Consider the following 25415-nt stretch of genomic DNA (forward strand, 5'->3'; position numbering starts at 1 on the left):
CAGCCCATAATCGCCAGCCTGTGCAGTGATGGCCGTGAGCCCGCAATGACAATGACTTCAGAACTCCCCGCAGCCTCCGTAGAACCTGGTGCCGAGCCGCGCAAGAGTCGCAAGAACAACCCGGAAAAGACCCGCGAAAACATCCTGCAGGAGGCGATTGTCGAATTCGTCCAGCAGGGGCTTTCCGGGGCTCGCGTCGATGCCATCGCCGAGCGCATCCACACTTCCAAGCGCATGATCTATTACTACTTCGGCAGTAAGGAACAGCTCTACGTCGAGGTGCTGGAGAAACTCTACGGCGATATCCGCAACACCGAAAACCGCCTGCACCTGGCGGAACTGGCGCCGGTCGAAGCCATTCGGCGGCTGGTGGAGTTCACCTTCGATCACCATGATCGCAACGTCGATTTCGTGCGCATCGTCAGCATCGAGAACATTCACAACGCCGAGTACGTGAAGCGCTCCGATGCGATCAAGGCGATGAACAACACTATCCTCGATTCACTGGGCGAGATTCTGCGCCGCGGCGCCGAGCAAGGGCTGTTCCGTACCGGTCTTGATCCGCTGGATGTGCATCTGCTGATCAGTTCGTTCTGCTTCTATCGCGTCTCGAACCGCCACACCTTTGGTGAGATTTTCCAGATCGACCTGCCGGACGAACGCATCAAGCAGCGTCATCGGGAGATGATTTGCGAGTCGGTTCTGCGGTACCTGCAAGCCTGAATCCATCGCGGGCAAACACCGATCCTGTGGGAGCGTGGCTTGCCCGCGAAGCTTTTCAGTCATTCATGCTCTGGAAATGCTCGAGCATCCGCTGGGCATCCGGCACCACGCCGCTGAACAACTCGAATGCCTTCACTGCCTGAAACACCGCCATGTTGCCGCCGTCCAGCGTCCGGCAACCGAGGGCGCGGGCGTTGCGCAGCAGTTCGGTTTCCAGCGGGAAGTAGACGATCTCCGCCACCCACATTTCGGCCCGCAGCAACTCCACCGGCACCGGCATGCCCGGCAGCTTTTTCATGCCCATCGGCGTGGTGTTCACCAGGCCGTCAGCCTGGGCCATGGCGCTGGGCAGGTCATACCCGGCTACCGCCCGACTGACGCCGAAATGCTGATTGAGATTGTCAGCCAGATCCTGGGCGCGGCGGATGTCCACGTCAAAAATGCTTAGCTGTTGTACGCCTTCGCTCAGCAACGCGTGGGCCACCGCCGCACCTGCGCCGCCGGCACCCATTTGTACGACACGCTCAACGGCAACGCCTTTCAAACCCCGGCGAAAACCCTCGGCAAAGCCCAGGCAATCGGTGTTGTGGCCGATGCGTTTGCCGTCCTTGAGCACCACCGTGTTGACCGCACCGATACCGCGGGCCTCCGGCGAGAGTTCGTCGAGCAGCGGGATGATCGCCTGCTTGCAGGGAAAGGTGATGTTCAACCCGGTGTAGTTCATGCGCTCGGCGGCCATCAACAGGTCGGGCAGGGCGTTGATGTCGAGCTTCAACTGATCAAGATCAATCAGGCGATACAGGTAGCGCAGCCCCTGGGCATCGCCTTCATGCTCGTGCATGGCCGGTGTGCGGGACGCCTGGATGCCGGCGCCAATCAGCCCGGCCAGTATCACGTGGTTCTGAGTCAAGGCGATCACCCCTTCAAACGATGACTGAAGTGTTCCAGCGCCAGGCGATAGCCATGACTGCCAAAACCGGCCATCACCGCCGTTGCAATGGCGGAGACGAACGAGTGGTGGCGAAAGGGCTCGCGGGCGTGCACGTTGGACAGGTGGACTTCGATCACCGGCAATTCGCTGGCGATCAGGGCGTCGCGGATGGCGACCGAGGTGTGGGTCCACGCGGCAGGATTGATGACGATCCCGGCGCAGCGACCGCGGGCGGCGTGAATCCAGTCGAGCAATTCGCCTTCATGGTTGGTCTGGCGAAACTCAACTGCCAGGCCGAACTCTTCGGCGGTACGTGCGCACAAGGCCGAGATGTCTGCCAGGGTTTCGTGGCCGTAAGTCGCTGGTTCACGGGTGCCGAGCAGGTTCAGGTTCGGGCCGTTGAGCACCAGAACGATAGGGGACATCGGAATCTCTCCACTTATTATTTTTGGAATCGGCCGAGGATCCCGGCCTGTGGAGATAAATTGTACTAACTGGTTAATTTGGTCAATTGAAGTGAAGGCACACTGGCGGTTTGTGTGCGGTGATCGGACACTTTTGCAGTTCAGCGCGGCAAATGCTCCACCAGAAAATCAATGAACGCCCTCAAGCGCAGTGGTACATGCCGACTTTGCGGATACAGCAAGGTAAACGGCCGCGAGCGCCCGCCATAGGGTTTGAGCACTTCCACCAGCGAGCCGTCGACCAGTTCCTTTTCCACGATAAAACGATAGGTCTGAAACAACCCCGCCCCATGTTTGGCCAAGGTGACACCGCCCAGCACATCGTCGGAACAGCTTAGGCTGCCCTCGGCCAGAATCTCCCTGGGCACGCCTTCATCGTTGAACAACCAGGCAATGCGCCGGCCGCTGCTGGGCAGTTCGTACTGAATGCACTCGTGCTTTTCGAGATCGTCGAGGGTTTGCGGAGTACCGGCCTGTTTCAGGTAATCAGGGCTGGCGATCATTACCAGGGCGGCATCTTCCAGCGGTCGGGCGATCAGGCCGGAATCCGGGATGGCTCGCACGCGAATCGCCATGTCGTAGCCTTCGCCGACGAAATCGATGTTGCGATTGCTGATGTGCGACTCGACCTTCACCGCCGGATAGCGCGCCCGAAATTCTGGCAGCAACGGCAAGATTCGATGATGTGCGTAGGTGGTCGGAATACTGATGCGCAAGGTACCGGATGGCACTTGCTGCTGGCCCATCACCTCACGCTGGGCCTCGATCAGTTGTGCCAGGGCCAGGCGACACTCCTCGTAATAGCGGCGGCCACTGTCGGTCAGCTTCACGCTGCGGGTGGTGCGTGCAAACAGACGCACGCCCAGGCGTTCTTCCATGCGCGACACCGAACGGCTCACGGCAGCGGGAGTGACACCCGCCACCAGCGCCGCGGCAGTAAAACTGCCGGCCTCGGCGGCCAGGCAAAACAGCTCGATGCTGCCCAACTGAAGATCGTCGAATTGTCGCTGCATGATTGATTACACCGGGGATCAGATGAAGTACCCGACCCAGTATTTATCAGTCTCCCGCGCACGAATACAAAAAAACCGTCACGAGGACGGTTTTTTTGTGGTGGCGTTTGCAATCAACGCCGAGTCAGCATCACCCCGGATTCCATGTGATGGGTCCACGGGAACTGGTCGAACATCGCGCATCGGGAGATGCGGTGGGTGTCGTGCAGTTGGGCGATGTTGGCTGCCAGGGTCTCCGGATTGCAGGAGATGTACAGGATGTTGTCGAAGCGTCGGGTCAGCTCGCAGGTGTCCGGGTCCATGCCGGCGCGGGGCGGATCGACGAACACGCTACCAAACTCGTAGCTCTTGAGGTCAATGCCGTGCAGGCGACGGAACGGACGCACCTCGTTCAGGGCTTCGGTCAGCTCTTCGGCGGACAAGCGCACCAGGGTGACGTTATCCACAGCGTTTTCGCTGAGATTGCTCAGCGCCGCGTTGACCGAGGTCTTGCTGATTTCGGTGGCCAGCACCTTGCGCACGCGGGTGGCGAGGGGCAGGGTGAAGTTGCCGTTGCCGCAATACAGCTCCAGCAAATCATCGGAGCGATCGCCAAGCGCATCGTATGCCCAGTTGAGCATCTTCTGGTTCACCGTGCCGTTGGGCTGGGTGAACGCGCCTTCAGGTTGGCGATAGCTGAAGGTGCGACCGCCGACTTCCAGCTTCTCGACCACATAATCGTGACCGATAACTTCGCGTTTGCCCTTGGAGCGGCCGATGATGCTGACGTTCAGCTCGGCTGCCAGTTTCGACGCCGCCGCATGCCAGTGCTCGTCCAGCGGGCGGTGATAGCACAGGGTGATCATCGCGTCGCCGGCCAGAGTGGTCAGGAACTCCACCTGGAACAACTTGTGGCTCAGGGGCGCACTGGCTTGCCATGCTGCCTTCAGCTGCGGCATCAACTGGTTGATGCGCAGGCTGGCAATCGGGAACTCTTCGATCAGGATTGGCGTGCGTTTGTCTTCCTGGGAAAACATCGCGTAGTGACGCTCGCCGGCCTCGCGCCACAGGCGGAACTCGGCGCGCAGGCGGAAGTTTTTCAGTGGCGAATCGAAAACGGCTGGCTCCGGTGCATCGAACGGAGCCAGCAGGTCACGCAGACGCGTGACCTTTTCTTCGAGCTGAACGGCGTAGGCCTGGGAATCAAAAGTCATGCGTTGAACCAACCCAGCTTGATCACGAACAGAATCGACAGGATCACCAGCGCCGGGTTCAGTTCACGGCCGCGACCGGACATCAGCTTGATGGCGGTCCAGGAAATGAAACCGAAGGCGATGCCATTGGCGATGGAGTAAGTGAACGGCATTGCCAGCGCGGTGATCACCACCGGCGCGGCGACGGTAATGTCGTCCCAGTCTATTTCGGCCAGGCCGGATGTCATCAGCACGGCGACGAACAGCAGTGCCGGTGCGGTGGCGAAGGCCGGAACGCTGGCGGCCAGGGGCGAGAAGAACAGCGCCAGCAGGAACAGGAATGCCACCACGATGGCGGTCAGGCCGGTGCGGCCACCGGCACTCACGCCGGCGGCGGATTCGATGTAACTGGTGGTGGTCGAAGTGCCCAGCAGGGAACCGGCCATGGCGGCGGTGCTGTCGGCGATCAGCGCGCGGCCCATTTTCGGCATGTGGCCGTCTTTGCGCATCAGACCGGCGCGCTTGGCCACACCGATCAGAGTGCCGGAGTTGTCGAACAGATCGACGAACAGGAAGGCGAAGATCACGCTGACCAGACCGATGTCCAGCGCACCCTTGATGTCCAGTTGCAGGAAAGTCGGGGCCAGGGACGGCGGCATCGACATCACGCCGCCGAACGGGGTGAAGCCCATCACGATGGAAATGATGGTCACCACCAGAATGCCGATCAGCACCGCACCGCGCACAGCAAGGGCTTCGAGGGCGACGATCAGGGCAAAACCGAGGGTAGCGAGGATCGGGGCCGGTTGTTTCAGGTCACCGAGGCCGACCATGGTCGCCGGGTTGCTGACCACGATGCCGGCGTTGTGCAGGGCGATCAGTGCCAGGAACAGGCCGATGCCGGCGGCAATCGCCGAGCGCAGCGGCAGCGGGATGCTGTTGATGATCCATTCACGGATGCGGAAGATCGACAGCAGGAAGAAACACACCGCCGAGATGAACACCGCGCCCAGCGCCACTTGCCAGGTATGGCCCATGTGCAGGACCACGGTGTAGGTAAAGAAGGCGTTCAGGCCCATGCCCGGTGCGAGGGCGATCGGGTAGTTGGCGATCAGGCCCATGGTTGTCGAGCCGATGGCGGCGGCCAGGCAGGTGGCGACGAACACCGCGCCCTTGTCCATGCCGGTCTCGCCGAGGATGCTCGGGTTGACGAACAGAATGTAGGCCATGGCCAGGAAGGTCGTGACGCCCGCCAGAATCTCGGTCCGCACGTTGGTGTTGTGTGCCTTGAGTTGAAACAGCCTTTCCAGCATGTCTGCTCCCCGTGGCGCGCCGGGCGCCGTGAATGTATCGACCTCAACAGCAAAGCACAGGCAGCAGAACGCGCCTGGAAATTACTGTGGGCCGGAAAAAGCCGCGCATCATACCAGTAGCTTGGGAATATGGCTGCTTTGGCGGTGATCGTCGTCGATGTTTTGCGACAAAGCCAAGTGCGCCATACTGCGCGCTGGTTTTTTGGGGGGATGAGTACTGCATGAAAAAGCGTCTGGTTGCCGCCTTCGGAGTAGGGATGGCGTTGTTTCTCGGGGCTCAAACGGCCGTGGCGGCCTCGGCTCCACCGCTGACGCAATTGAAAGTGCTCAAAATCGCGTCGCCGTCCTGTGGTGTCGAGAATATCGACGAGGGGCAAGCCCGGACGCGCTGCGATCACAATGGCCCGAACATCATGGTGTACGTGCTGGAAGTGGGTTACGGGCGTGAGGCCCATGTCGCCCTGGACGGTTTCGAAGTGAACGGTACACGGACGCCGGTTTGCGCGTTCAAGAACGGCAACCTGACCAGTTGCACCCCCGGGGAAAAAACCGTCGGTTACGTGTATGCCCTCGATCTGGCGGGCAAGCAGGAAGGTACGCTGACCTTCAGCAACACCTCGATCAATGCGCCCGGCAACACGATGTCGACGCAGCTTTACATCAAGTAACCACGGCTCTCGAACAAGGGTCGGGAAAGCTGACTACGCTTAAAAGATCATTCCGTGGACAGTCCCTGATGACCTTTAGAGCCTTGATTGCCCTCGCCGAGGGTACCGATGACCTGCAAACCGTCACCCTGATAGACGTACTGCGCCGCGCCAAAGTGGAAGTGGTGGTGGCCAGCATCGAAGGGCGACGCATGCTCACCTGCGCCCGCGGCACTCGCCTGACGTCCGATGCGATGCTGGTGGACCTGTTGGCGCAACCCTTCGACCTGATTGCCTTGCCCGGTGGCGCGGTGGGTTCGCAGCACCTGGCAGCCCACCAACCCCTGCAACAATTGATCAAGGATCAGGCAGCGGCCGGTCGTCTGTTCGCCGGCATCGCCGAAGCGCCTGCCGTGGCGCTGCAGGCCTTTGGCGTATTGCGTCAACGACGCATGACCTGTCTGCCATCGGCCAGCCATCAACTGTTGGGCTGTAACTTCGTCGATCAACCGGTAGTGGTCGATGGCAACTGCATCACCGCCCAAGGCTCGGCTGCCGCGTTGGCATTTGCCCTGGCGCTGGTGGAACAACTCTGCGGAAAACCCACACGTGCGGCGGTGGCGGGGGAGTTGTTGGTTTAGATTGCTTAGACTTTCGCCTCTTCCGTCTCTTCATCTTTAGCCATGTGCATGCGATCGCGGCGCGCCAGTGTCGGGAACAGTTTGACCCACACCCCGGTCACCACCAGCGTGCCGATCCCGCCCATGACCACGGCTGGCACGGTGCCGAACCAGTGGGCGGTCAGACCCGATTCGAATTCGCCCAACTGGTTCGAGGCACCGATGAACAGACCATTCACGGCGCTGACCCGGCCACGCATTTCGTCCGGGGTTTCCAGTTGCACGAACGAGGCGCGGATCACCATGCTGATCATGTCTGCCGCGCCCAGCACCACCAACACTGCCAGGGAAAACCAGAACGAGGTCGACAGGCCGAAGGCGATGGTTGCCACACCGAAGATGCCCACGGCGGTGAACATCACTCGCCCGACGTTGCGCTCCACGGCAAACCGCGCCAGGAACAGCGACATCAGCAGCGCGCCCACCGCCGGTGCCGAACGCAGCAGGCCAAGCCCCCACGGGCCGGTCAGCAGAATGTCCTTGGCGAACACCGGCAGCAGCGCCGTGGCGCCACCCAATAGCACCGCAAACAGATCGAGGGAAATCGCCCCGAGAATGTCCGGACGACTGCGGATGAAGCGAATGCCCGCCAGAAGCGAATCCAGAGTGGCCTTGCCCTTGTTCAACGGGGTTTGCCGGGCCGGCAGATTGAGCATCAGCGAACAGGCGATGACATACAGCAGTACCGTCGGGCCATACACCCAGACGCTGCCGAAGGCGTAGAGCAAACCGCCGAGGGCCGGGGCGACGATGGTGGCCGATTGCTGGGCCGATTGCGCGGCGGCGACCGCACGGGGAAACAGCGCGCTGGGCACGATACTGGGCAGCAGGGCCTGGGTGGTGGGCATTTCAAAGGAGCGAGCGGCACCGAGCAGGAAGGCCAGGATAAAGATCATTTCCCGGGTGACATGATCAGTCGCGCTGCCGATGGCCAACGACAGGGCGATCAATGCCTGCAAAGACTGGCAGATCGCCGCGACCTTGCGCCTGTCATAGCGGTCGGCGACGTGCCCTGTGTGCAGCATGAACAGTACACGCGGGGCGAACTCGACCAGGCCGACCAGACCCAGGTCGAGCACGTTGCCGGTCAATTGGTACAGGTTCCAGCCGATGGCCACGGTGAGCATCTGGAAGCCGCTGGCGGTAAATACCCGGGCCAGCCAGAACGCGAGAAAAGGGCGATGGTGACGTAACAGCAAGGGCTCTTGGCTGGGCATCTGCGGGGAAGTCTGGGGGAGAGGGGAACGGCGAGATTATCACCAACCTGTAACAGAAAGTTGCCGTGACAAAAATTTTAGTTAGCCAGACATCGATTTTCTCCAGGTTCCCACAGGGAATGTGTTGCTGAGGATGACAAAAGCCGTGAGGCAACTTGTCACGCGGCAAAAGACCACGCGGTTCATCCCCGAAATTGGGACTACTCTTTCAACGTTGATTGATCCAGGTCAAAACCCACAAAAGGATTTGATCCGGCGGCCGCAAGGCCAGACTCCCTGCGTTGTGATGCGTGCAAAAAAAAAGAACAAACAGAGATTCGCCACACTCCATATCCGTGGGGGCCGTGGGTGCAGGCTTTAAGCCGGCAGCCGTACTACCTGACAGAGGAAGACTTATGTTCGGTTTAGAGGCACTTGATCTCGCCCGAATTCAGTTCGCATTCACCATCTCGTTCCACATCCTGTTTCCGGCCATCACCATCGGCCTGGCGAGTTACCTGGCGGTACTCGAAGGCCTGTGGCTGAAAACCCATAACGACACCTACCGTGACCTCTACCATTTCTGGTCGAAGATCTTTGCCGTCAACTTCGGCATGGGGGTGGTTTCCGGTCTGGTAATGGCCTATCAGTTCGGCACCAACTGGAGCCGTTTCTCGGACTTCGCCGGTTCCGTGACCGGGCCGTTGCTGACCTATGAAGTACTCACGGCATTCTTCCTCGAAGCCGGGTTCCTGGGCGTCATGCTGTTTGGCTGGAACAAGGTCGGGCGTGGCCTGCACTTCTTCGCCACCGTGATGGTGGCCATCGGCACGTTGATCTCCACGTTCTGGATTCTCGCTTCCAATAGCTGGATGCAGACCCCGCAGGGCTTCGAGATCGTCAACGGTCAGGTCATACCCACCGACTGGCTGGCGGTTATCTTCAACCCGTCGTTCCCGTATCGCCTGATGCACATGGCTACGGCGGCGTTCGTCGCCACGGCCTTCTTCGTCGGTTCTTCCGCGGCCTGGCATTTGCTGCGCGGCAAGGACAACCCGGCGATTCGCAAAATGCTCTCGATGGCCATGTGGATGGCATTGATCGTTGCGCCGATCCAGGCGGTCATCGGTGATTTCCACGGTCTCAATACGCTCAAGCATCAGCCGGCGAAAATCGCCGCTATCGAAGGCCACTGGGAAAACAAGGGCGACGAGGCGACCCCGCTGATCCTGTTCGGCTGGCCGGACATGAAGGAAGAAAAAACCAGATTCGCCGTCGAGATCCCGTATCTGGGCAGCCTGATCCTCACGCACTCACTGGACAAGCAGGTGCCGGCACTCAAGGAGTTCCCACCTGAAGACCGGCCGAATTCGACCATCGTGTTCTGGTCGTTCCGGATCATGGTGGGCCTGGGCATGCTGATGATCTTCACCGGTTTGTGGAGCCTGTGGCTGCGCAAGCGCGACACCCTCTACACCTCGCGGCCGTTCCTGTACCTGGCGCTGTGGATGGGGCCGTCCGGCCTGATCGCGATCCTCGCCGGCTGGTTCACCACGGAAATCGGCCGTCAGCCATGGGTGGTCTATGGCCTGATGCGTACGGCGGATGCCTCGTCCAATCACAGCTTCATGCAGATGAGCATCACCCTGATCCTGTTTGTCGTGGTTTATTTCGCTCTGTTTGGTGCCGGTCTTGGCTACATGATGCGCCTGGTGCGCAAGGGGCCGAAGACCGACGAAGGCAAGGAAACCAACGACGGTGGCCCCGGCCAGAAACGCACGCCGGCCCGGCCGTTTTCCGCAGCCGACGACGATCACACCGACGCCGATCACAGCCTGACCAAGGAGATTTGAATCATGGGTATTGATCTTCCGCTGATCTGGGCCGTGATCATCATCTTCGGCATCATGATGTACGTGGTCATGGACGGTTTCGACCTGGGCATCGGCATTCTCTTCCCGTTCATTCCGGGCAAGACCGATCGCGATGTGATGATGAACACCGTCGCCCCGGTGTGGGACGGCAACGAGACCTGGCTGGTGTTGGGTGGTGCGGCGTTGTTCGGCGCGTTTCCGCTGGCCTATTCGGTGGTGCTCTCGGCGCTGTACCTGCCGCTGATCCTGATGTTGATCGGGCTGATCTTCCGCGGCGTGGCCTTCGAGTTCCGCTTCAAGGCCAGAGACGACAAGCGTCACCTGTGGGACAAGGCGTTCATCGGTGGCTCGGTCACCGCGACATTCTTCCAGGGCGTTGCGCTTGGCGCGTTCATCGACGGGCTGCCGGTGGTCAACCGGCAGTTCGCCGGTGGTTCACTGGACTGGCTGACACCGTTCACGATGTTCTGTGGTGCAGCGCTGGTGGTGGCGTATGCCTTGCTCGGTTGCACCTGGCTGATCATGAAGACCGAAGGCAAGTTGCAGGAACAGATGCATGACCTGGCACGGCCATTGGCCTTCGTACTGCTGGCGGTGATCGGCATCGTCAGCATCTGGACCCCGTTGGCCCACACGGATATCGCCGCTCGCTGGTTCACCATGCCGAACCTGTTCTGGTTCATGCCGGTGCCGATTCTGGTGCTGGTGACGATGTACGGCCTGATCCGTGCCGTGGCCCGCAACGCGCACTACACGCCGTTCCTGCTGACCCTGGTGCTGATCTTCCTCGGTTACAGCGGATTGGGCATCAGCCTGTGGCCGAACATCATCCCGCCGTCGATCTCGATCTGGGATGCCGCCGCGCCGCCGCAAAGCCAGGGCTTCATGCTGGTGGGCACGCTGTTCATCATCCCGTTCATCCTGGGCTACACCTTCTGGAGCTACTACGTGTTCCGCGGCAAGGTCACCCATGAAGACGGCTATCACTAGTCCTGTGCACCACGAACCTTTGTAGGAGCGAGCCTGCTCGCGATGGCGTCCTCACAGACGCCATCCACCTTAAACGGAGTAATGAGCCATGTCCGGTAAACACACCCTGCACGACATTGAAGAAGCCGAAAAAAAGCCGCTATGGCAGCGGCTCGGCTGGTTGGCCCTGATCTGGGTCGGCAGCGTGGGCGCCCTGTTCATCGTCGCCAGCCTGATGCGCCTGTTCATGAACGCGGCCGGCCTGACCACGCACTGACATCTCTCCCGTGGCCTCAGGGCACGGATTTACGACCCTCCGACCGGAGGTTTTTTTTCTGTTACTTGCGTGCCTTGAGGATCACGAACTTCGGATTGGCCGCCACTTGCTCGACGCCACGGAACAACCGCGCCAGCTTGCTGTGGTAACCCAGGTGACGATTGCCGACGATGTACAGCGCGCCGCCCACGACCAGCGCTTCGCGGGCCTGCTGGAACATCCGCCAGGCCAGGAAGTCGCCCACCACCTGTTGTTGGTGAAACGGTGGATTGCACAGCACGACGTCAAGCGATTGCGGTTCCTGGCCGGCCAGGCCGTCACCGGCGCGTACGATCACTTCCCGTTCACCCAAGGCTGCGCGCCAGTTCTCGGACGCCGATTGCACGGCCATGAACGACTCGTCCACCAGCGTGTAGTGGGCCTCGGGGTTTTGCAGGGCGCTGGCGATGGCCAGGACGCCGTTGCCGCAACCGAGGTCGGCGACCCGCGCCGAGCCGAGGTTTTTCGGCAGGTGTGGCAAAAATGCCCGGGTGCCGATGTCCAGGCCTTCGCGGCAAAACACATTGGCGTGGTTGAGCAGTTCGATAGCCGGTTCGTCGAGTCTGTATCGCGTTGGGTAAGGCGACACCGCTGGCGTTTTGTCCTGAGCCGTGGCAATCAACAGCCGCGCCTTCTTCACCGCCAACGAGGCTTGCACGGGGCCGATGTAACGCTCCAGCAAGTCGCCCGCCGCCCGGGGCAGATGCTTGATCATGGCGGCGGCAACCACTTGGGCGCCGGGAGCCAGTTGGCCTTGCAGGCGGATCAGTTGCTCTTCCAGCAGTGCCAGGGTTTTCGGTACACGGATGAGTACGCAGTCGAACGGCCCGGCTGGGGTTTCGCTGGCGGGTACGCCCGGCACCGCATCAAACGCCAGGCCGTTGCGCACCAGGTTCTTTTCCAGACCCTGCAAGGCCAGGAACGAATCACCGCTGCTGACCACCCGCACCTTGCCCGCGAGGCTGGCCGCCAATGCGCCGAAACTGTCATTGAGCACCAATACCCGGGTGCCCGATGCCGGCTGCTGTTCGGCCAGATGATTGAGCAGGTATTCATCGGCTGCATCGAAAGCTTGCAGCGGTTCGTTCTGCTGTTCGGGCTGGCGGATCAGGTCAAGGCTGGCGAAGGGTGTTTCGAGCAAAGGCATGGGGCGGGGCTCTGGGTAATCAACGGATGTCCCGCTGCCCGAAGGCGTTGGAGCGGGCGGAGCCGTCCGAGTGTACTGCGTCGTGAAGGTCTACACGCCATCACTCAGGAGGGACCGCAAATGGTACGTTTTTTTTGCCTGGATTACCCGCGGGTTTTCCCGCAGTCGGGCGCTCTCAGATGGCTCCGGACCGGGCCGCGGCGATGACTGCCGCAATCTTGTTGTTGACGCCGAACTTCTCGATAGCCCTGTGCACATGAAAATTGACCGTGCGCTCACTCAAATTGAGGATCCTGGCAATTTCATAGGCCGTCTTGCCATCGGCCGACAGTTTCAATACTTCGAGTTCCCGTCGTGACAAGGGGGGCGCTTGGGGGCGGACCGTTTTTTTCGGTTGCATCCCGAGCGCCAGAGCGTGCAAATGGCGGCTGATGAACACCGAGAACCCAAGATGCTCGTACAACTCATAGGCTGAAATCGGGCAGTGGCTTCTGGCCAGGCTGAGGATACTGCACAGACCGGTTTCCTCATCGTGTACCGCCTGGGACCAGCCATGCTGCAAACCTTGTTGCCGCAGCAACTGCCATAGCCATGGCGTCCTGGCAAAAAGCTCTTCACTCCAGAGAACAGGCAATGTTGAGTGATTGCAATGCGCTACTATCGGGTCTATTTGCGTAGCGTTGTTTTTTTCATATTGATCGTTCCACTCATGGGGAAAATTGTTCAGGTTCACTGAACTGGCGCGGGCCCCGACTGAGTTCGAAGTAATTGAAAAGCCACAAAATTTATACCCAAGGTTTCTAGCGAAGTTGAGCGCGATTCGATAGGCCGTATTGATCTCTTGTGTGTGCGCCAAGTGTTTGAGCTGTGACTCTTTCCAGATCTCCATACGGTGATCTCCATATGCTTGTTGTCCTTGTGCAATATTGGATCCGAAATCCGGCACGTCACGAAGTGTAGGACAGTTCCTACGCTAGGGGTTCGACAATTTTGTTCTTTTAGCTGTTGAAAAAGTGTGGTTCAGGTTCTTAGGCGATAGATGAGTTATGAAATGCCATATGTCATTTTATAATCATGGTTGTATGCCGCATCTAATAAATGATCAGTAGTGCTTGTTAATACCACTACAATTTGTCGGTGGTTACGCTGCTTTCTTTGCGGGACACTGGGGTGTCTTTCGATTGGAGCCTTCCATGTCCGTCAGTGAAGAAAAATTTACCCGTCAGACCTTGTTCGAGGTTCATCCGCTGACCCCGAACCTGTTTACCTTGCGTGCCACCCGGGATGCAGGGTTTCGTTTTCGGGCGGGGCAGTTTGCCCGGCTGGGCGTCACCAAGGCTGACGGCAGCACGGTATGGCGCGCCTACTCCATGGTGTCCTCGCCCTTTGACGAGTTCCTCGAGTTCTTTTCCATTGTCGTACCGGGCGGTGAGTTCACCAGCGAGCTGAGTCGGCTAGGGGTTGATGATGCATTGCTGGTCGACCGCCAGGCCTTCGGTTACCTGACGCTGGACCGGTTTGTCGATGGGCGCGATCTGTGGTTGTTATCCACAGGCACGGGCATCGCGCCGTTCCTGTCGATACTTCAGGATTTCGAAGTCTGGGAGCGATTCGAGCGGATCATCCTGGTCTACAGCGTTCGCGAAGCCCGGGAACTGGCTTATCAGGAGCTGATCGCTGGGCTGGCCAAGCGTGAGTATCTGGCGGAGTACGCCCATAAACTGCGGTTGATCACCACGGTCACTCGTGAACGGCATCCCGGCTCGTTGAACGGGCGGATTACCACGCTGATTGAGAACGGCGAGCTGGAGCGCACCGCGGGTGTTGCGCTGACGCCCGAGCACTCACGGGTCATGCTGTGCGGCAATCCGCAGATGATCGATGACACGCGCAAGCTGCTTAAGCAGCGGGACATGCACTTGAGCCTCAGCCGGCGGCCCGGTCAGGTGGCGGTGGAAAACTTCTGGTAAGAAAAACGGCGCCTCGTAGGCGCCGTTTTTTTGCTAATGCCGTCAAGGCCGGTTGTTCTGGGCCTTGAGCAAGTCGCGGATTTCGCCCAGCAACTCTTCTTCCTTGGTTGGAACCGGCGGCAGGCTAGGGGCCACGGCCTCTTCGCGCTTCAGGCGGTTAATGGCCTTGACGCCCATGAAGATCGCGAAGGCGACAATGACAAAGTCGATGATGGTCTGGATGAATTTGCCATAGGCCAGCACCACCGCCGGAGCGGCGCCCTCCGCTGCCTTGAGCGTTATGGCCAGATCACTGAAGTCCACGCCACCGATCAGCATCCCGATGGGAGGCATGACCAGGTCACCGACAAACGAGGTGACGATCTTGCCGAAGGCCGCGCCGATGATGATGCCGACAGCCATGTCGACCACGTTGCCTTTGACCGCGAAGGCCTTGAACTCATTTAGCACGCCCATAGGTTATTTCCTTGTTACAGATGAGGTTGATGAACGCAGTGTAAATCAGCAAGTCGCATTTTGCTCGAATCAACGGGCCTGCCGTGCTTGCCTGCAATCGCCAGCGGATGGTGTCGAAAAATTCACCGATTGATCCCGTCTGTGGGCAGTCAGGCCTTGCGCAGTGTTTTGCATGCGATGTTTTTTCAGCGAAATGGCTTTGTTTGTGTGAGCGAGCCAAGGTTGCGGTCGGGGACGTTAAAGTTGGTCAGGCAGTTGTAGCGACATGAACTGTTTCGTTAATTTTTTGGGGTGTCTAACAGGTGCCGAGTTTCCCTGAATTAATCACTGTGCTGTGTGTACGTGTTTTCGGAGTTGTGCATTAAGTATGTAAATGAACAAAGTTTGTATAAGTTTTCAGGGTTTCAGTCAGGCATGTCTTTGGAGTTTGTTGGTCATGTTGAGCGGAAAACTTATACAAGGTTTTGTTTGGTGGGTGAATATCAATATACATGTTTTTGTTGGGGGTATTTGAAGTCATCAAAAAGGGTTGAGAAGTATCTGGCTGCACTCGTGCGCTTCAGCTGAGCTATCATCGCGTTTTTTTTCCGGGAGTTCCGATGGCCAAGGCCAAGCGCATGTACGGCTGCACCGAGTGCGGCTCAACCTTCCCCAAATGGGCCGGCCAGTGCGGTGAGTGCGGGGCCTGGAACACGCTCACCGAAACCATGGTGGAAAGCGGCGGGGCAGCCGCCCCCAGCGGTCGTACCGGCTGGGCCGGCCAGCAGGCGCAGATCAAGACCCTGGCCGAAGTCAGCGTCGAAGAAATTCCACGCTTCTCCACCGCTTCCAGCGAGCTCGACCGGGTTCTGGGGGGCGGTCTGGTGGATGGCTCGGTGGTGCTGATCGGTGGCGACCCCGGCATTGGCAAGTCGACCATTCTGTTGCAAACCTTGTGCAACCTCGCCAAGAGCATGCCGGCGCTGTACGTCACCGGTGAGGAATCCCAGCAGCAAGTGGCCATGCGTGCGCGGCGCCTGGGGTTGCCTCAGGATCAACTGCGGGTCATGACTGAAACCTGCATCGAAGCCATCATCGCCACGGCCCGTCAGGAAAAGCCCAAGGTGATGGTGATCGACTCGATCCAGACGATCTTTACCGAGCAACTGCAATCGGCACCGGGCGGTGTATCCCAGGTTCGAGAAAGCGCGGCGTTGCTGGTGCGTTATGCCAAACAGAGCGGCACGGCGATTTTCCTGGTGGGCCACGTCACCAAGGAAGGCGCGCTGGCTGGCCCTCGGGTGCTGGAGCACATGGTCGATACCGTGCTGTATTTCGAAGGCGAGTCCGACGGGCGCCTGCGCCTGCTGCGAGCGGTGAAGAACCGTTTCGGTGCAGTCAATGAACTGGGCGTGTTCGGCATGACCGACAAGGGCCTTAAAGAAGTCTCCAACCCTTCGGCGATTTTTCTGACCCGTGCCCAGGAAGAAGTCCCGGGTAGCGTAGTGATGGCAACCTGGGAAGGCACGCGGCCGATGCTGGTGGAGGTACAGGCGCTGGTGGACGACAGTCACCTGGCCAACCCCCGTCGGGTCACACTGGGGCTGGATCAGAACCGGCTGGCGATGTTGCTGGCGGTGCTGCACCGTCACGGCGGCATTCCGACCCATGACCAGGACGTGTTTCTCAACGTGGTCGGCGGGGTCAAGGTGCTGGAAACGGCGTCCGACCTGGCGTTGATGGCGGCGGTGATGTCCAGTTTGCGCAACCGGCCGTTACCCCACGATCTGCTGGTATTCGGAGAGGTCGGACTTTCCGGCGAGGTGCGCCCGGTGCCGAGCGGTCAGGAACGCTTGAAAGAAGCTGCCAAGCACGGCTTCAAGCGGGCCATCGTGCCCAAGGGCAATGCGCCGAAGGAGGCGCCGGCGGGGTTGCAGATCATTGCTGTCACGCGTCTGGAGCAGGCACTGGACGCGCTATTCGAGTGACTAACAGACGAAACACAAACCCTGTAGGAGTGAGCCTGCTCGCGATTTCGGTGTGTCAGCCAGCAGTAATGTGACTGTCAGATTGCAATCGCGAGCAGGCTCACTCCTACAGGGGAATCCGATGATGGCTAGATTTCGATCAGGGCGCCCAGCTCTCGCTCGAGCTCAGCCTCATCCGCCAGGTTGAGCTCGATCAATCGCCGCAGGCGCTCGATGGACTCCAGGCTGATGTGCAGGCAGACAAACCCGAGTTGACCATGGTCGTCGTGGGCCAGTTGCACATCCATGGTGATGTCGGCCTCTTCGCTCAGATGAATGTCGACCAGGAAATCCTGCTGCGGATTGCTCCGCCACGGATCGGGTCGCTCGATCAGCAAGCCCTTTAGCGACAGATCAATCAACTTCACCGTCCAAGTGGACTCGCCCTGACTCAGCTCGGTTCGGGCATCGAACGCAATACGTTTGAAGCGGCGACGTTCGGCAGGGTGCTCGCTCATGGCGCGATCCTCGGAAATGTACGCTGACTATAGACCCGCATGATCAGAGGCTGCCAGCGCGTGCAGGTGTCTAGACCAATGTCGGGGTATGGTCTTTGCCGTCAGGAGCGCTAAACTCGGGGTGGCTGTCTTTCTTGTCCACTCTGGCTGGAATAATAAAATGAAAAATAATAATAGCCCGCTACGCCATTTGCCTTGGCTGGTGCTGGCAATCGTAGGTGCGTGCGCCCTGGGTGTAGTGGCATTGCGCCGAGGCGAGGCAATCAACGCCTTGTGGATTGTGGTCGCTGCCGTGGCCATCTATCTGGTCGCCTACCGCTACTACAGTCTGTTCATCGCTAACAATGTCATGCAACTCGATGCGCGGCGGGCCACTCCCGCTGTGCTCAATAATGACGGTCTGGACTACGTTCCAACCAACAAGCACATCCTGTTCGGTCACCACTTCGCGGCCATCGCCGGCGCGGGGCCTTTGGTCGGTCCGGTGTTGGCAGCGCAGATGGGCTACCTGCCCGGCACGCTGTGGCTGATTGCCGGCGTGGTGCTGGCCGGTGCCGTTCAGGACTTCATGGTCCTGTTCATGTCCACCCGCCGCAACGGTCGTTCCCTGGGCGACATGGTCCGCGAAGAAATGGGCCGCATCCCCGGCACCATCGCGCTGTTCGGCTGCTTCCTGATCATGATCATCATCCTTGCGGTGCTGGCGCTGATCGTGGTGAAAGCCCTGGCCGAGAGCCCGTGGGGGATTTTCACGGTGATGGCGACCATCCCGATCGCGATGTTCATGGGCATCTACATGCGCTACATCCGCCCGGGCCGCATCGGCGAAATTTCGGTGATCGGCGTGCTGTTGCTGCTTGGTTCGATCTGGCTCGGCGGGCAGATTGCCGCGGATCCGGTGTGGGCCAAGGCGTTCAGCTTTACCGGTATCCAGATCACCTGGATGTTGATCGGTTACGGTTTTGTTGCAGCGGTGTTGCCGGTGTGGCTGATCCTGGCGCCCCGTGACTACCTCTCCACCTTCCTGAAAATCGGCACCATCGTCGCCCTGGCCATCGGCATCCTGGTGACCATGCCCGAGCTGAAAATGCCGGCCCTGACCCAGTTCGTCGACGGCACCGGTCCGGTATGGAAGGGCGGTCTGTTCCCGTTCCTGTTCATCACCATCGCCTGTGGCGCGGTATCGGGTTTCCATGCGCTGATCTCCTCCGGGACCACGCCGAAACTGCTGGATAACGAAACCAACGCCCGCTACATCGGTTACGGCGGCATGCTGATGGAGTCCTTCGTGGCGATCATGGCCATGGTTGCCGCTTCGGTGATTGAGCCTGGCGTGTACTTCGCCATGAACAGCCCGGCGGCCGTGGTCGGCGGTGATGTGGTGGCGGTTGCGACAGCCGTCAGCAACTGGGGCTTCGCCATTACCCCGGAAGCGCTGCAAGCGGTGGCCCACGACATCGGTGAAACCACCATTCTGGCCCGTGCCGGTGGTGCGCCGACCCTGGCAGTCGGTATCGCGCAGATCCTGCACAGCGTTCTGCCGGGCGAGAACACCATGGCGTTCTGGTACCACTTCGCGATCCTGTTCGAAGCGCTGTTCATCCTGACCGCGGTCGACGCCGGTACACGTGCCGGGCGTTTCATGCTGCAGGACTTGCTCGGCTCCTTCGTCCCGGCGCTGAAACGTACCGAATCCTGGACCGCCAACCTGATTGCCACCGCCGGTTGTGTGGCCATGTGGGGCTGGTTGCTGTACCAGGGCGTGATCGATCCATTGGGTGGCATCAACACCCTGTGGCCGCTGTTCGGTATCTCTAACCAGATGCTGGCCGGTATCGCGTTGATGCTCGGCACCGTCGTGCTGATCAAGATGAAGCGCCAGCGGTATGTCTGGGTCACCATGTTGCCGGCGGTGTGGCTGTTGATCTGCACCACGACAGCGGGCTTCATCAAGCTGTTCGACGCCAACCCGGCGATCGGCTTCCTGGCCCTTGCGAAGAAATACAGCGATGCCCTGGCCAACGGCCAGATCCTCGCCCCGGCCAAGGACATCACCCAGATGCAGCACGTGATCTTCAACGCCTACACCAACGCGACGCTGACCGCGCTGTTCCTGTTCGTGGTGTTCAGCATCCTGTTCTATGCACTCAAGGTCGGTATTGCCGCCTGGGGTAAAAAAGAGCGTACGGATAAAGAATCGCCATTCCAGGCGCTGCCGGATGCGTAATCAGAGGATTGCAGCATGTTCAATGACCTGAGTCGCCTCGGTAAATACCTCGGTCAGGCCGCGCGCCTGATGGTCGGCATGCCCGACTACGACAACTACGTCGAGCATATGCAGACCAAACACCCGGACAAACCGGTGATGGACTACGAGGCGTTCTTCCGCGAGCGTCAGGAAGCCCGTTACGGTGGCAAGGGTGGGCCCAAGTGCTGTTGATCCGGTTGTCGGATTAACAGCAATACCTGTGGGAGCGAGCTTGCTCGCGATGGCGGACTGTCAATCAACAGTGATGTTGAATGTTAAGCCGCTATCGCGAGCAAGCTCGCTCCCACATTTGTTTTGTGTTGTTTATCAGTTTTGTGAAACAGGAGATCAATTTTGTCCTCTCCCATCCCGGTCACGATCCTCAGCGGCTTCCTCGGCGCCGGCAAGACCACCCTGTTGCGTCATCTGCTCAAGGCCGAGCACGGTCTGAAAATTGCGGTGATCGAGAACGAATTCAGCGATGCCGGTATCGATACCCAGCTGTTGGGCGATGAGCCGGTACAAGTGATGACACTGTCCAATGGCTGTGTCTGTTGCACCATCCACACGGACCTGACCAAAGCGCTTTATCTGTTGCTCGAGCGTCTGGACCAGGGCGACATCGCCTTCGACCGCCTGGTGATCGAATGCACCGGCCTGGCCGATCCGGCACCGGTGGCACAAACCTTTTTCATCGACGAAGAGCTGCGTGAGCGCTATATCCTCGACGGCATCATCACCCTGGTGGACGCGGCACATGCCGACTTGCACCTGACCCAGACCATCGCCCAGGCGCAGGTCGGATTCGCCGACCGCTTGCTGGTGAGCAAACGTGACCTGGTGGACGAGCCGACCTTCACCGCGTTGAGCGAACGCCTGACCCGTATCAACCGCCGTGCGCCGATCCGCGTGGTCGACCACGGCAAGATCGACCTGGCCGAGTTACTCGATGTGCGCGGCTTCAACCTCAACGCCGACCTCGGTGGCGGCGTGAGTTTGCGCCCGGTCAGCCGGGCCCCATCCATCGACCGCATTTCCAGCCTGGTGCTGCGCACTGAAAAGCCGCTGGATATCGACAGGCTCAGCGAGTTCATGAATGAACTGCTGGAAGACCATGGCAAGCAACTGCTGCGCTACAAAGGCGTGTTGAATATCCTCGGCGAATCGCGTCGCATGGTGTTTCAGGGGGTGCTGAAACTTTATGGTTTCGACTGGGATACCGAGTGGGCGGAAGACGACGTGCGCGAGAGTGTGATCGTGTTCATTGCCGATGATTTGCCGGAAGAGAAGATTCGCGCGGGTTTTGCTCGGGTGGCGGCGGATTAAAGTCAGACATTGCAGTGAGCCTTGAGTCGCATCGCGAGCAGGCTCGCTCCCACATTTGAAGTGCAGTTCCCTATGGGGGCGATCCTGCTCGCGAAAGCGGTTTAACCTGCGGCACAGTTTTGGCCCAGTGCCGATGCAGGGTTCAACAACAAATCTTCCAGATAATCCAGATGCCGATTGAGCACGACTTGCGCCGTCGCGGCATCTCCTCGCTCCAGCGCATCCAGCATCTCCATGTGCTCCACGTAATAATCCTTCTGCTGCAGGTCAAACTGCGCAATCGCCAACGAAGTCAGCGGTACCAGGCTCTCAAGAAAATGCGCTAGTGGTGCATTTCCCGCCATTTGTGCCAACTGCAAATGAAACTCTACCGACAAGCGAATCGCCCGGCCATGTTCGGCGCATTGACGCTCGTTGTCGACCAGTGTCCGCAGGCGCTTCAAGCCTTGCGCGCAGGGTCGCTGGCAGGCCAGCCGCACCAGCATGACCTCGGCCAGACGCCGGGCATGCAGTGTTTGCCGGGTCTGCTCGACATCAAGTTCAGCGACGCGGGGACGATGGTTGACGCGAAGGATGATGACCTGCTGATGGGACAGTCGCGTCAGCACGTCACGCATGTCGCTGCGCCTTGCACCGAACATCTGCGCCAGGCTTTCTTCGGTAAAGCGGCTGGCCGAATGGATGCGCTGTTCGAAAATGGCGTCCAGGACCCGCGAATACAGATCATCCACCGAAGGGCGGACGGGCAGGGTAGCGAGCGTTTGTGGCGAGGCGTAGTTGTTCATGGCCAATCTCCAGTTCGAAGAGGTTTCAACTGCCGAGGTTGTCTTCCGGAATGTTCAGTTCGATGCCCATGCGCTGGCCTTCGCGCAAAATGTGCCGACGCATCTCGACGCTGGCCTGGGCGCTGTTCTTGCTGCGGATCGCCCGCACCACGGCTTCGTTTTCTTCTAGGCGTTCAGCCAGATGCTCCGGGGAGTTGCGCAACACTTCGGCGCTTTGCTTGAGGGCATTGCTGGTTTGCTGGACCACGCTCTGGAAGATCGGGTTCGACGTCAGCGTGAACAGCTCTTCGTGGAACGCGATGTAGGCGCTGACGCCGGCTTCACTGTCATTGGCCTCCAGGGCTTCGCGCATGTCCATCAGGGTCAGGCGCAGTTGCCCGACTTCCTTGCTGCTGATGGACTGGGCCACGAGACCGACTATGAACGGCTCCAGGGTGTAGCGCAGTTGCAGCACGTCTTCCAGGCTCGCTGCGGCCACCGCGCTGTCGTGGGACTGGCCATCGCTGAGACTGGCCTCGAGCACGACGACGCCTTTGCCCGGCATCGAACGCACCAGGCCAAGGGTTTCCAGGACGATGACCGCCTCACGCAGGCTCGGGCGGCTGATACCCAGTTGTTCGGCCAGTTCACGTTGCCCCGGCAGCATTTCGCCGGAGCGCCACTGACCTCGGGCCAAAGCGGCCCGAAGTTTTTCCACGACTGAAGTTACAACGGTCGACGAGGTAATCACTGTTCGCTCCATGAGCATCTAAAAGGGGTGAAGGTGTGCCGGCCAAGGCGAGGCCGGCACACCGTTGATTCAGAATTCCTGCTGATGCGCCGGTGCGACCGGTTTTCTCGGCTGGAAGGTATAACCCGCCTGGCCCGAAAGTACCTTGTTCGCCCGCTGCACATCGATGTCCTTTTCCCACCGCGCAATGGCGACGGTCGCCACACAGTTGCCGATCAGGTTGGTCAGGGCCCGGCCGATGCCCATGAACCAGTCCACGGCCAGTACCAGCACCAGACCCACCACCGGAATGGCCGGAATGGCCGTCAGGGTGGCCGCCAGAATCACCAGCGCCGAGCCCGGAATGCCGTGGGCCCCCTTGGAGGTGATCAACGATACCAACAGAATCGTCAGCAGGTCGGTCATTGCCAGCGGCGTGCCGGTGGCATTGGCGATGAACACGATGGCCAGGGTCAGGTAGATCGAGAAACCGTCGAGGTTGAACGAGTAACCCGTTGGAATCACCAGACCGACCGTCGAGCTGCCGATGCCCAGATGCTCAAGCTTGCGCATGATTTGTGGCAGCACGGCGTCGGACGAAGCGGTGCCCATGACGATCAGCAGTTCTTCGCGCAGGTATTTGAGCAATGGCCACATCTTCAGGCCGGAGAGGCGCATCACCAGACCGAGAATCAGCGTCACGAAAGCCACGCAGGTCAGGTAGAAGAGGCCGACCAGGCTGCCCAGGTGCTGCAGCGAGTCCAGGCCATATTTGCTGGTGGTGAAGGCGATCGCACCGAACACACCGATCGGCGCCAGGCGCACGATCATGCCCATGATGCGGAAAATCACGTGGCTGAGTTCATTGATCAGCCGCGAAATGCCCGATGCCGCCTCGCCCACCAGATTCAGCGCACTGCCGAACAGCACGGAGAACAGCAGGACCTGCAGGATGTTGTTATCGGCAAAGGCACCGATCACCGACGTTGGAATCAGGTCCATCAGGAACTGCGTGGTGGTGTGCATGTGCTGGCCGCGCTGGGCAATGTCGCCCATGTCGGCTGCGGAAAGCTGCTCCAGGTGAATGTTCGCGCCGCTTCCGATGCCGGTGCTGAAGGCGAACACCAGGCCGATCACCAGGGCGATGGTGGTCAGCACTTCGAAGTAGATCACCGATTTGAGGCCGATACGGCCGACCTTCTTCAGGTCGCCAGCACCGCTGATGCCGCTGACCACTACGCAAAACACAATCAAGCCAATGAGCATTTTGATCAGCTTGATAAAACCGTCACCGAGCGGTTTGAGCTGAGCGGAGTATTCGGGAAGGGTCAGCCCGCAGACGATGCCGAGCACCAGTCCGAGAACCACTTGGAGGAAGATTGAACGCGAGCACCATCTGAGCATGGGAGGAATCCTGGTCGGTGTCCTGGCTGCCGTGTGCGGAACACATCAGATTCAGGACTTAATTATTGTGGTCTTACCGGTATGTCCAGTGCAGGCGCAGTCTACGCTCGGTTTTTTCCGAAATACAAGTGAAAATCTAAAAATTGGCATGACCGGTCTGACCAGTTGCGCGATGCATCACGATCCAGTGAAAAATACGGATGAAAAAAGCCCAGCCATTACTGGCCAGGCTTTCTCGTGCTACGGGCAGACTGGTTAACCATGATGCGCAGGCGGTATTCGCGCAGCGACTTCCCCTAATAAGGCACATTGCGTTGAAGGATGTTCAGTTTGAAGTCCAGGATGCTCGAGCTGCGGGTTGCGTTGGTCCGAATGAATGTCCCGACCTTGGGGTCATATTTATTGCGGCTCAGACCCGCCCGCAGAAGGTGACCCCCTCGCGTCTGTATCCTGATGGTGGGTGTGTCGTTATCGAGTTGATCCAGCGTGATGATTTTGCCTCTTGCATCCAGCAAGTTGAAAGTCGTCTGGTCGCCATCGTTCGTTGCATAAGCATTCAAGAAATCTTTCTCCTCTCTACTTACTGTCATGTAGTAATACTCGCCTGGAGTGAATATATAGAGGGTGTAATAGTCGTCGAGACACCTGAAGTAAAATTTCAGTGCGTCGCTGGGGATGCCAGGCTTCAAGAAGAGGTAGTTGGAAACATCGATATAATGAGAGAACGTAAACGCTTCGTAGTCAGGGCGTGGAGTTGTGATTTTTTTGCGGTACGTCAACTTTGGAAAATGAGGGCGGCCATAGCGAGTGCTGAGAGTTGCAATGAATGATTTTTCCTGGTCAGTGCTCATGTTTGTACCTGAAGGTTTTGAGTATTGGTGGATAGGCGCTGTTCCTGCAGCGGGAATAACGTGCGAGCGATGTTTGTGCTGTGTGTCAGACTTCGTTCGGATCACTCAGGAACGATGCATTGCGCTCGATGATTCGCAACTTGAATACCATGCCTTTATCATCAATTTCGGCCAGATAGCTATAAGGCGCCCCCCTGCGACGGATGCTGCCGATTTTCTTCGAGTGACGAACCTTGAGCCGGAGTCGCTGGATATCACTGCCCATGTCTTCCAGGGTGATGATCCGGTTTTCCAGGTTCAGGAGGTTGAACGATGTGGTGTCGCTGCCAGCGGGAAGAAATGCACCTAGAACCCCGGCAAAATCCTTGCTCACGCAATGCCCTGTGTAAGTGGTATGGGAGCGGATATAAAGGTGGTAGTAATCATCTGTACAACGAAAGTAAATCGTGATCGGCACAGCGTTGTGGACTTCCTGTACAGGACGACGGCCTAGCAGATGAGAATCGTCCCGTGGTGTTGGTGCTCCGGTGTAAAAACCGCCAGAGAACAATGAGTCGTTGCGTATGGCGGGCGTGCCATGTAATGAACCTAGGAAGTCAACATGTTGATTGTCCAGTTCCAATGTTGCTATGAAAGACTTTTGTCTGTTTGTAGTCATTAATTCATCCTTGAATTTTATGAGTTGTTTTTTAGCGTGGGGTGTTGCTTTCGATATTGTCAGTGCAACCAGGTGCGTGTGGGAAGTTGTGAGTCAGGG

26 protein-coding genes are annotated in these 25415 nt (G+C 59.1%); 11 read left to right on the plus strand and 15 right to left on the minus strand.

What is annotated here, in order from left to right; genetic code table 11:
• Positions 1-45: 45 nt before the first annotated feature.
• Positions 46-723: a TetR family transcriptional regulator gene (locus tag BSF44_RS02000; RefSeq protein WP_057713206.1), complete on the plus strand. Its 678-nt coding sequence runs from the start codon at positions 46-48 to the stop codon at positions 721-723.
• A 55-nt stretch (positions 724-778) separates the two neighbouring features.
• Here BSF44_RS02000 and BSF44_RS02005 read toward each other — a convergent pair whose 3' ends face one another.
• From BSF44_RS02005 to BSF44_RS02025, 5 genes are all read right to left on the minus strand, one after another.
• Positions 779-1633 (minus strand): shikimate dehydrogenase, encoded by an 855-nt coding sequence (locus tag BSF44_RS02005; RefSeq protein WP_095942070.1) that lies wholly within the window; start codon positions 1631-1633, stop codon positions 779-781.
• A 5-nt stretch (positions 1634-1638) separates the two neighbouring features.
• A complete protein-coding gene (gene aroQ / locus BSF44_RS02010) occupies positions 1639-2079 on the minus strand; it encodes a type II 3-dehydroquinate dehydratase (RefSeq protein WP_095942037.1) in 441 nt (146 codons plus the stop codon).
• A gap of 140 nt (positions 2080-2219) precedes the next feature.
• Positions 2220-3131: a LysR family transcriptional regulator gene (locus tag BSF44_RS02015; protein ID WP_095942038.1), complete on the minus strand. Its 912-nt coding sequence runs from the start codon at positions 3129-3131 to the stop codon at positions 2220-2222.
• Positions 3132-3244: 113 nt separating this feature from the next.
• The gene (gene trmA / locus BSF44_RS02020) at positions 3245-4324 is read right to left on the minus strand and encodes a tRNA (uridine(54)-C5)-methyltransferase TrmA (protein WP_095942039.1); all 1080 of its coding nucleotides are present in this window, start codon (positions 4322-4324) and stop codon (positions 3245-3247) included.
• Positions 4321-5616, minus strand: coding sequence for an NCS2 family permease (locus tag BSF44_RS02025; protein ID WP_008050771.1), 1296 nt, complete (start codon positions 5614-5616; stop codon positions 4321-4323). Before BSF44_RS02025 ends, trmA begins: the two co-directional genes overlap by 4 nt.
• A gap of 221 nt (positions 5617-5837) precedes the next feature.
• On the opposite strand from BSF44_RS02025, the gene BSF44_RS02030 reads away from it, so the two are divergent.
• Positions 5838-6284 carry a DUF4879 domain-containing protein gene (locus BSF44_RS02030; RefSeq protein ID WP_095942040.1) on the plus strand — a complete coding sequence of 149 codons (447 nt, stop codon included), beginning with the start codon at positions 5838-5840 and terminating at the stop codon, positions 6282-6284.
• A 68-nt stretch (positions 6285-6352) separates the two neighbouring features.
• Complete coding sequence (locus tag BSF44_RS02035) at positions 6353-6904, plus strand: DJ-1 family glyoxalase III (RefSeq protein WP_095942041.1); 552 nt, start codon at positions 6353-6355, stop codon at positions 6902-6904.
• A 5-nt stretch (positions 6905-6909) separates the two neighbouring features.
• On the opposite strand, the gene BSF44_RS02040 is transcribed toward BSF44_RS02035, so the two are convergent.
• Positions 6910-8160, minus strand: a complete 1251-nt coding sequence (locus tag BSF44_RS02040) for an MFS transporter (protein WP_095942042.1) — start codon at positions 8158-8160, stop codon at positions 6910-6912.
• Positions 8161-8555: 395 nt separating this feature from the next.
• On the opposite strand from BSF44_RS02040, the gene BSF44_RS02045 reads away from it, so the two are divergent.
• From BSF44_RS02045 to BSF44_RS02055, 3 genes are all read left to right on the plus strand, one after another.
• Positions 8556-9992: a cytochrome ubiquinol oxidase subunit I gene (locus BSF44_RS02045; protein ID WP_095942043.1), complete on the plus strand. Its 1437-nt coding sequence runs from the start codon at positions 8556-8558 to the stop codon at positions 9990-9992.
• A 3-nt stretch (positions 9993-9995) separates the two neighbouring features.
• Positions 9996-11003: a cytochrome d ubiquinol oxidase subunit II gene (gene cydB, locus BSF44_RS02050; RefSeq protein ID WP_056728750.1), complete on the plus strand. Its 1008-nt coding sequence runs from the start codon at positions 9996-9998 to the stop codon at positions 11001-11003.
• Between the two features lie 88 nt (positions 11004-11091).
• The gene (locus BSF44_RS02055; RefSeq protein ID WP_095942044.1) at positions 11092-11259 is read left to right on the plus strand and encodes a DUF2474 domain-containing protein; all 168 of its coding nucleotides are present in this window, start codon (positions 11092-11094) and stop codon (positions 11257-11259) included.
• A 61-nt stretch (positions 11260-11320) separates the two neighbouring features.
• On the opposite strand, the gene BSF44_RS02060 is transcribed toward BSF44_RS02055, so the two are convergent.
• Both BSF44_RS02060 and BSF44_RS02065 read right to left on the minus strand, forming a co-directional pair.
• A complete protein-coding gene (locus tag BSF44_RS02060; protein WP_095942045.1) occupies positions 11321-12445 on the minus strand; it encodes a methyltransferase in 1125 nt (374 codons plus the stop codon).
• A 175-nt stretch (positions 12446-12620) separates the two neighbouring features.
• Complete coding sequence (locus BSF44_RS02065; protein ID WP_095942046.1) at positions 12621-13334, minus strand: autoinducer binding domain-containing protein; 714 nt, start codon at positions 13332-13334, stop codon at positions 12621-12623.
• A 304-nt stretch (positions 13335-13638) separates the two neighbouring features.
• Here BSF44_RS02065 and BSF44_RS02070 point away from each other — a divergent pair, with 304 nt between their 5' ends.
• Positions 13639-14415 carry a ferredoxin--NADP reductase gene (locus tag BSF44_RS02070; RefSeq protein ID WP_095942047.1) on the plus strand — a complete coding sequence of 259 codons (777 nt, stop codon included), beginning with the start codon at positions 13639-13641 and terminating at the stop codon, positions 14413-14415.
• Positions 14416-14457: 42 nt separating this feature from the next.
• Here the strand turns inward: BSF44_RS02070 and mscL are convergent, their stop codons facing one another.
• Positions 14458-14871, minus strand: a complete 414-nt coding sequence (gene mscL / locus BSF44_RS02075; RefSeq protein WP_095942048.1) for a large-conductance mechanosensitive channel protein MscL — start codon at positions 14869-14871, stop codon at positions 14458-14460.
• A 599-nt stretch (positions 14872-15470) separates the two neighbouring features.
• Between mscL and radA the strand changes: the two genes are divergently transcribed.
• Positions 15471-16838, plus strand: coding sequence for a DNA repair protein RadA (radA, locus tag BSF44_RS02080; RefSeq protein ID WP_008004292.1), 1368 nt, complete (start codon positions 15471-15473; stop codon positions 16836-16838).
• A 128-nt stretch (positions 16839-16966) separates the two neighbouring features.
• Here radA and BSF44_RS02085 read toward each other — a convergent pair whose 3' ends face one another.
• On the minus strand, positions 16967-17335 hold the full coding sequence (locus BSF44_RS02085; RefSeq protein WP_095942049.1) for a PilZ domain-containing protein: 369 nt from the start codon (positions 17333-17335) through the stop codon (positions 16967-16969).
• 160 nt (positions 17336-17495) lie between these two features.
• Here BSF44_RS02085 and BSF44_RS02090 point away from each other — a divergent pair, with 160 nt between their 5' ends.
• From BSF44_RS02090 to yjiA, 3 genes are all read left to right on the plus strand, one after another.
• Positions 17496-19562 carry a carbon starvation CstA family protein gene (locus BSF44_RS02090; RefSeq protein WP_090451508.1) on the plus strand — a complete coding sequence of 689 codons (2067 nt, stop codon included), beginning with the start codon at positions 17496-17498 and terminating at the stop codon, positions 19560-19562.
• A gap of 15 nt (positions 19563-19577) precedes the next feature.
• Positions 19578-19775: a YbdD/YjiX family protein gene (locus BSF44_RS02095; RefSeq protein ID WP_008371622.1), complete on the plus strand. Its 198-nt coding sequence runs from the start codon at positions 19578-19580 to the stop codon at positions 19773-19775.
• A gap of 162 nt (positions 19776-19937) precedes the next feature.
• A complete protein-coding gene (gene yjiA / locus BSF44_RS02100) occupies positions 19938-20909 on the plus strand; it encodes a GTPase (protein ID WP_095942050.1) in 972 nt (323 codons plus the stop codon).
• 101 nt (positions 20910-21010) lie between these two features.
• Here the strand turns inward: yjiA and BSF44_RS02105 are convergent, their stop codons facing one another.
• From BSF44_RS02105 to BSF44_RS29415, 5 genes are all read right to left on the minus strand, one after another.
• Entirely contained in the window at positions 21011-21694 is a 684-nt protein-coding gene (locus tag BSF44_RS02105; protein WP_095942051.1) for a GntR family transcriptional regulator, read from the minus strand.
• Between the two features lie 25 nt (positions 21695-21719).
• On the minus strand, positions 21720-22424 hold the full coding sequence (locus BSF44_RS02110) for a FadR/GntR family transcriptional regulator (RefSeq protein ID WP_095942052.1): 705 nt from the start codon (positions 22422-22424) through the stop codon (positions 21720-21722).
• Between the two features lie 69 nt (positions 22425-22493).
• Positions 22494-23807, minus strand: coding sequence for a C4-dicarboxylate transporter DctA (locus BSF44_RS02115; RefSeq protein WP_095942053.1), 1314 nt, complete (start codon positions 23805-23807; stop codon positions 22494-22496).
• A gap of 296 nt (positions 23808-24103) precedes the next feature.
• Positions 24104-24658, minus strand: a complete 555-nt coding sequence (locus BSF44_RS02125; RefSeq protein ID WP_095942054.1) for a hypothetical protein — start codon at positions 24656-24658, stop codon at positions 24104-24106.
• 85 nt (positions 24659-24743) lie between these two features.
• Positions 24744-25316 (minus strand): hypothetical protein, encoded by a 573-nt coding sequence (locus BSF44_RS29415; protein ID WP_141249982.1) that lies wholly within the window; start codon positions 25314-25316, stop codon positions 24744-24746.
• Between the last annotated feature and the right edge of the window lie 99 nt (positions 25317-25415).

The sequence above is a fragment of the Pseudomonas sp. ACN8 genome (assembly GCF_002303925.1).
GTDB lineage: Bacteria > Pseudomonadota > Gammaproteobacteria > Pseudomonadales > Pseudomonadaceae > Aquipseudomonas.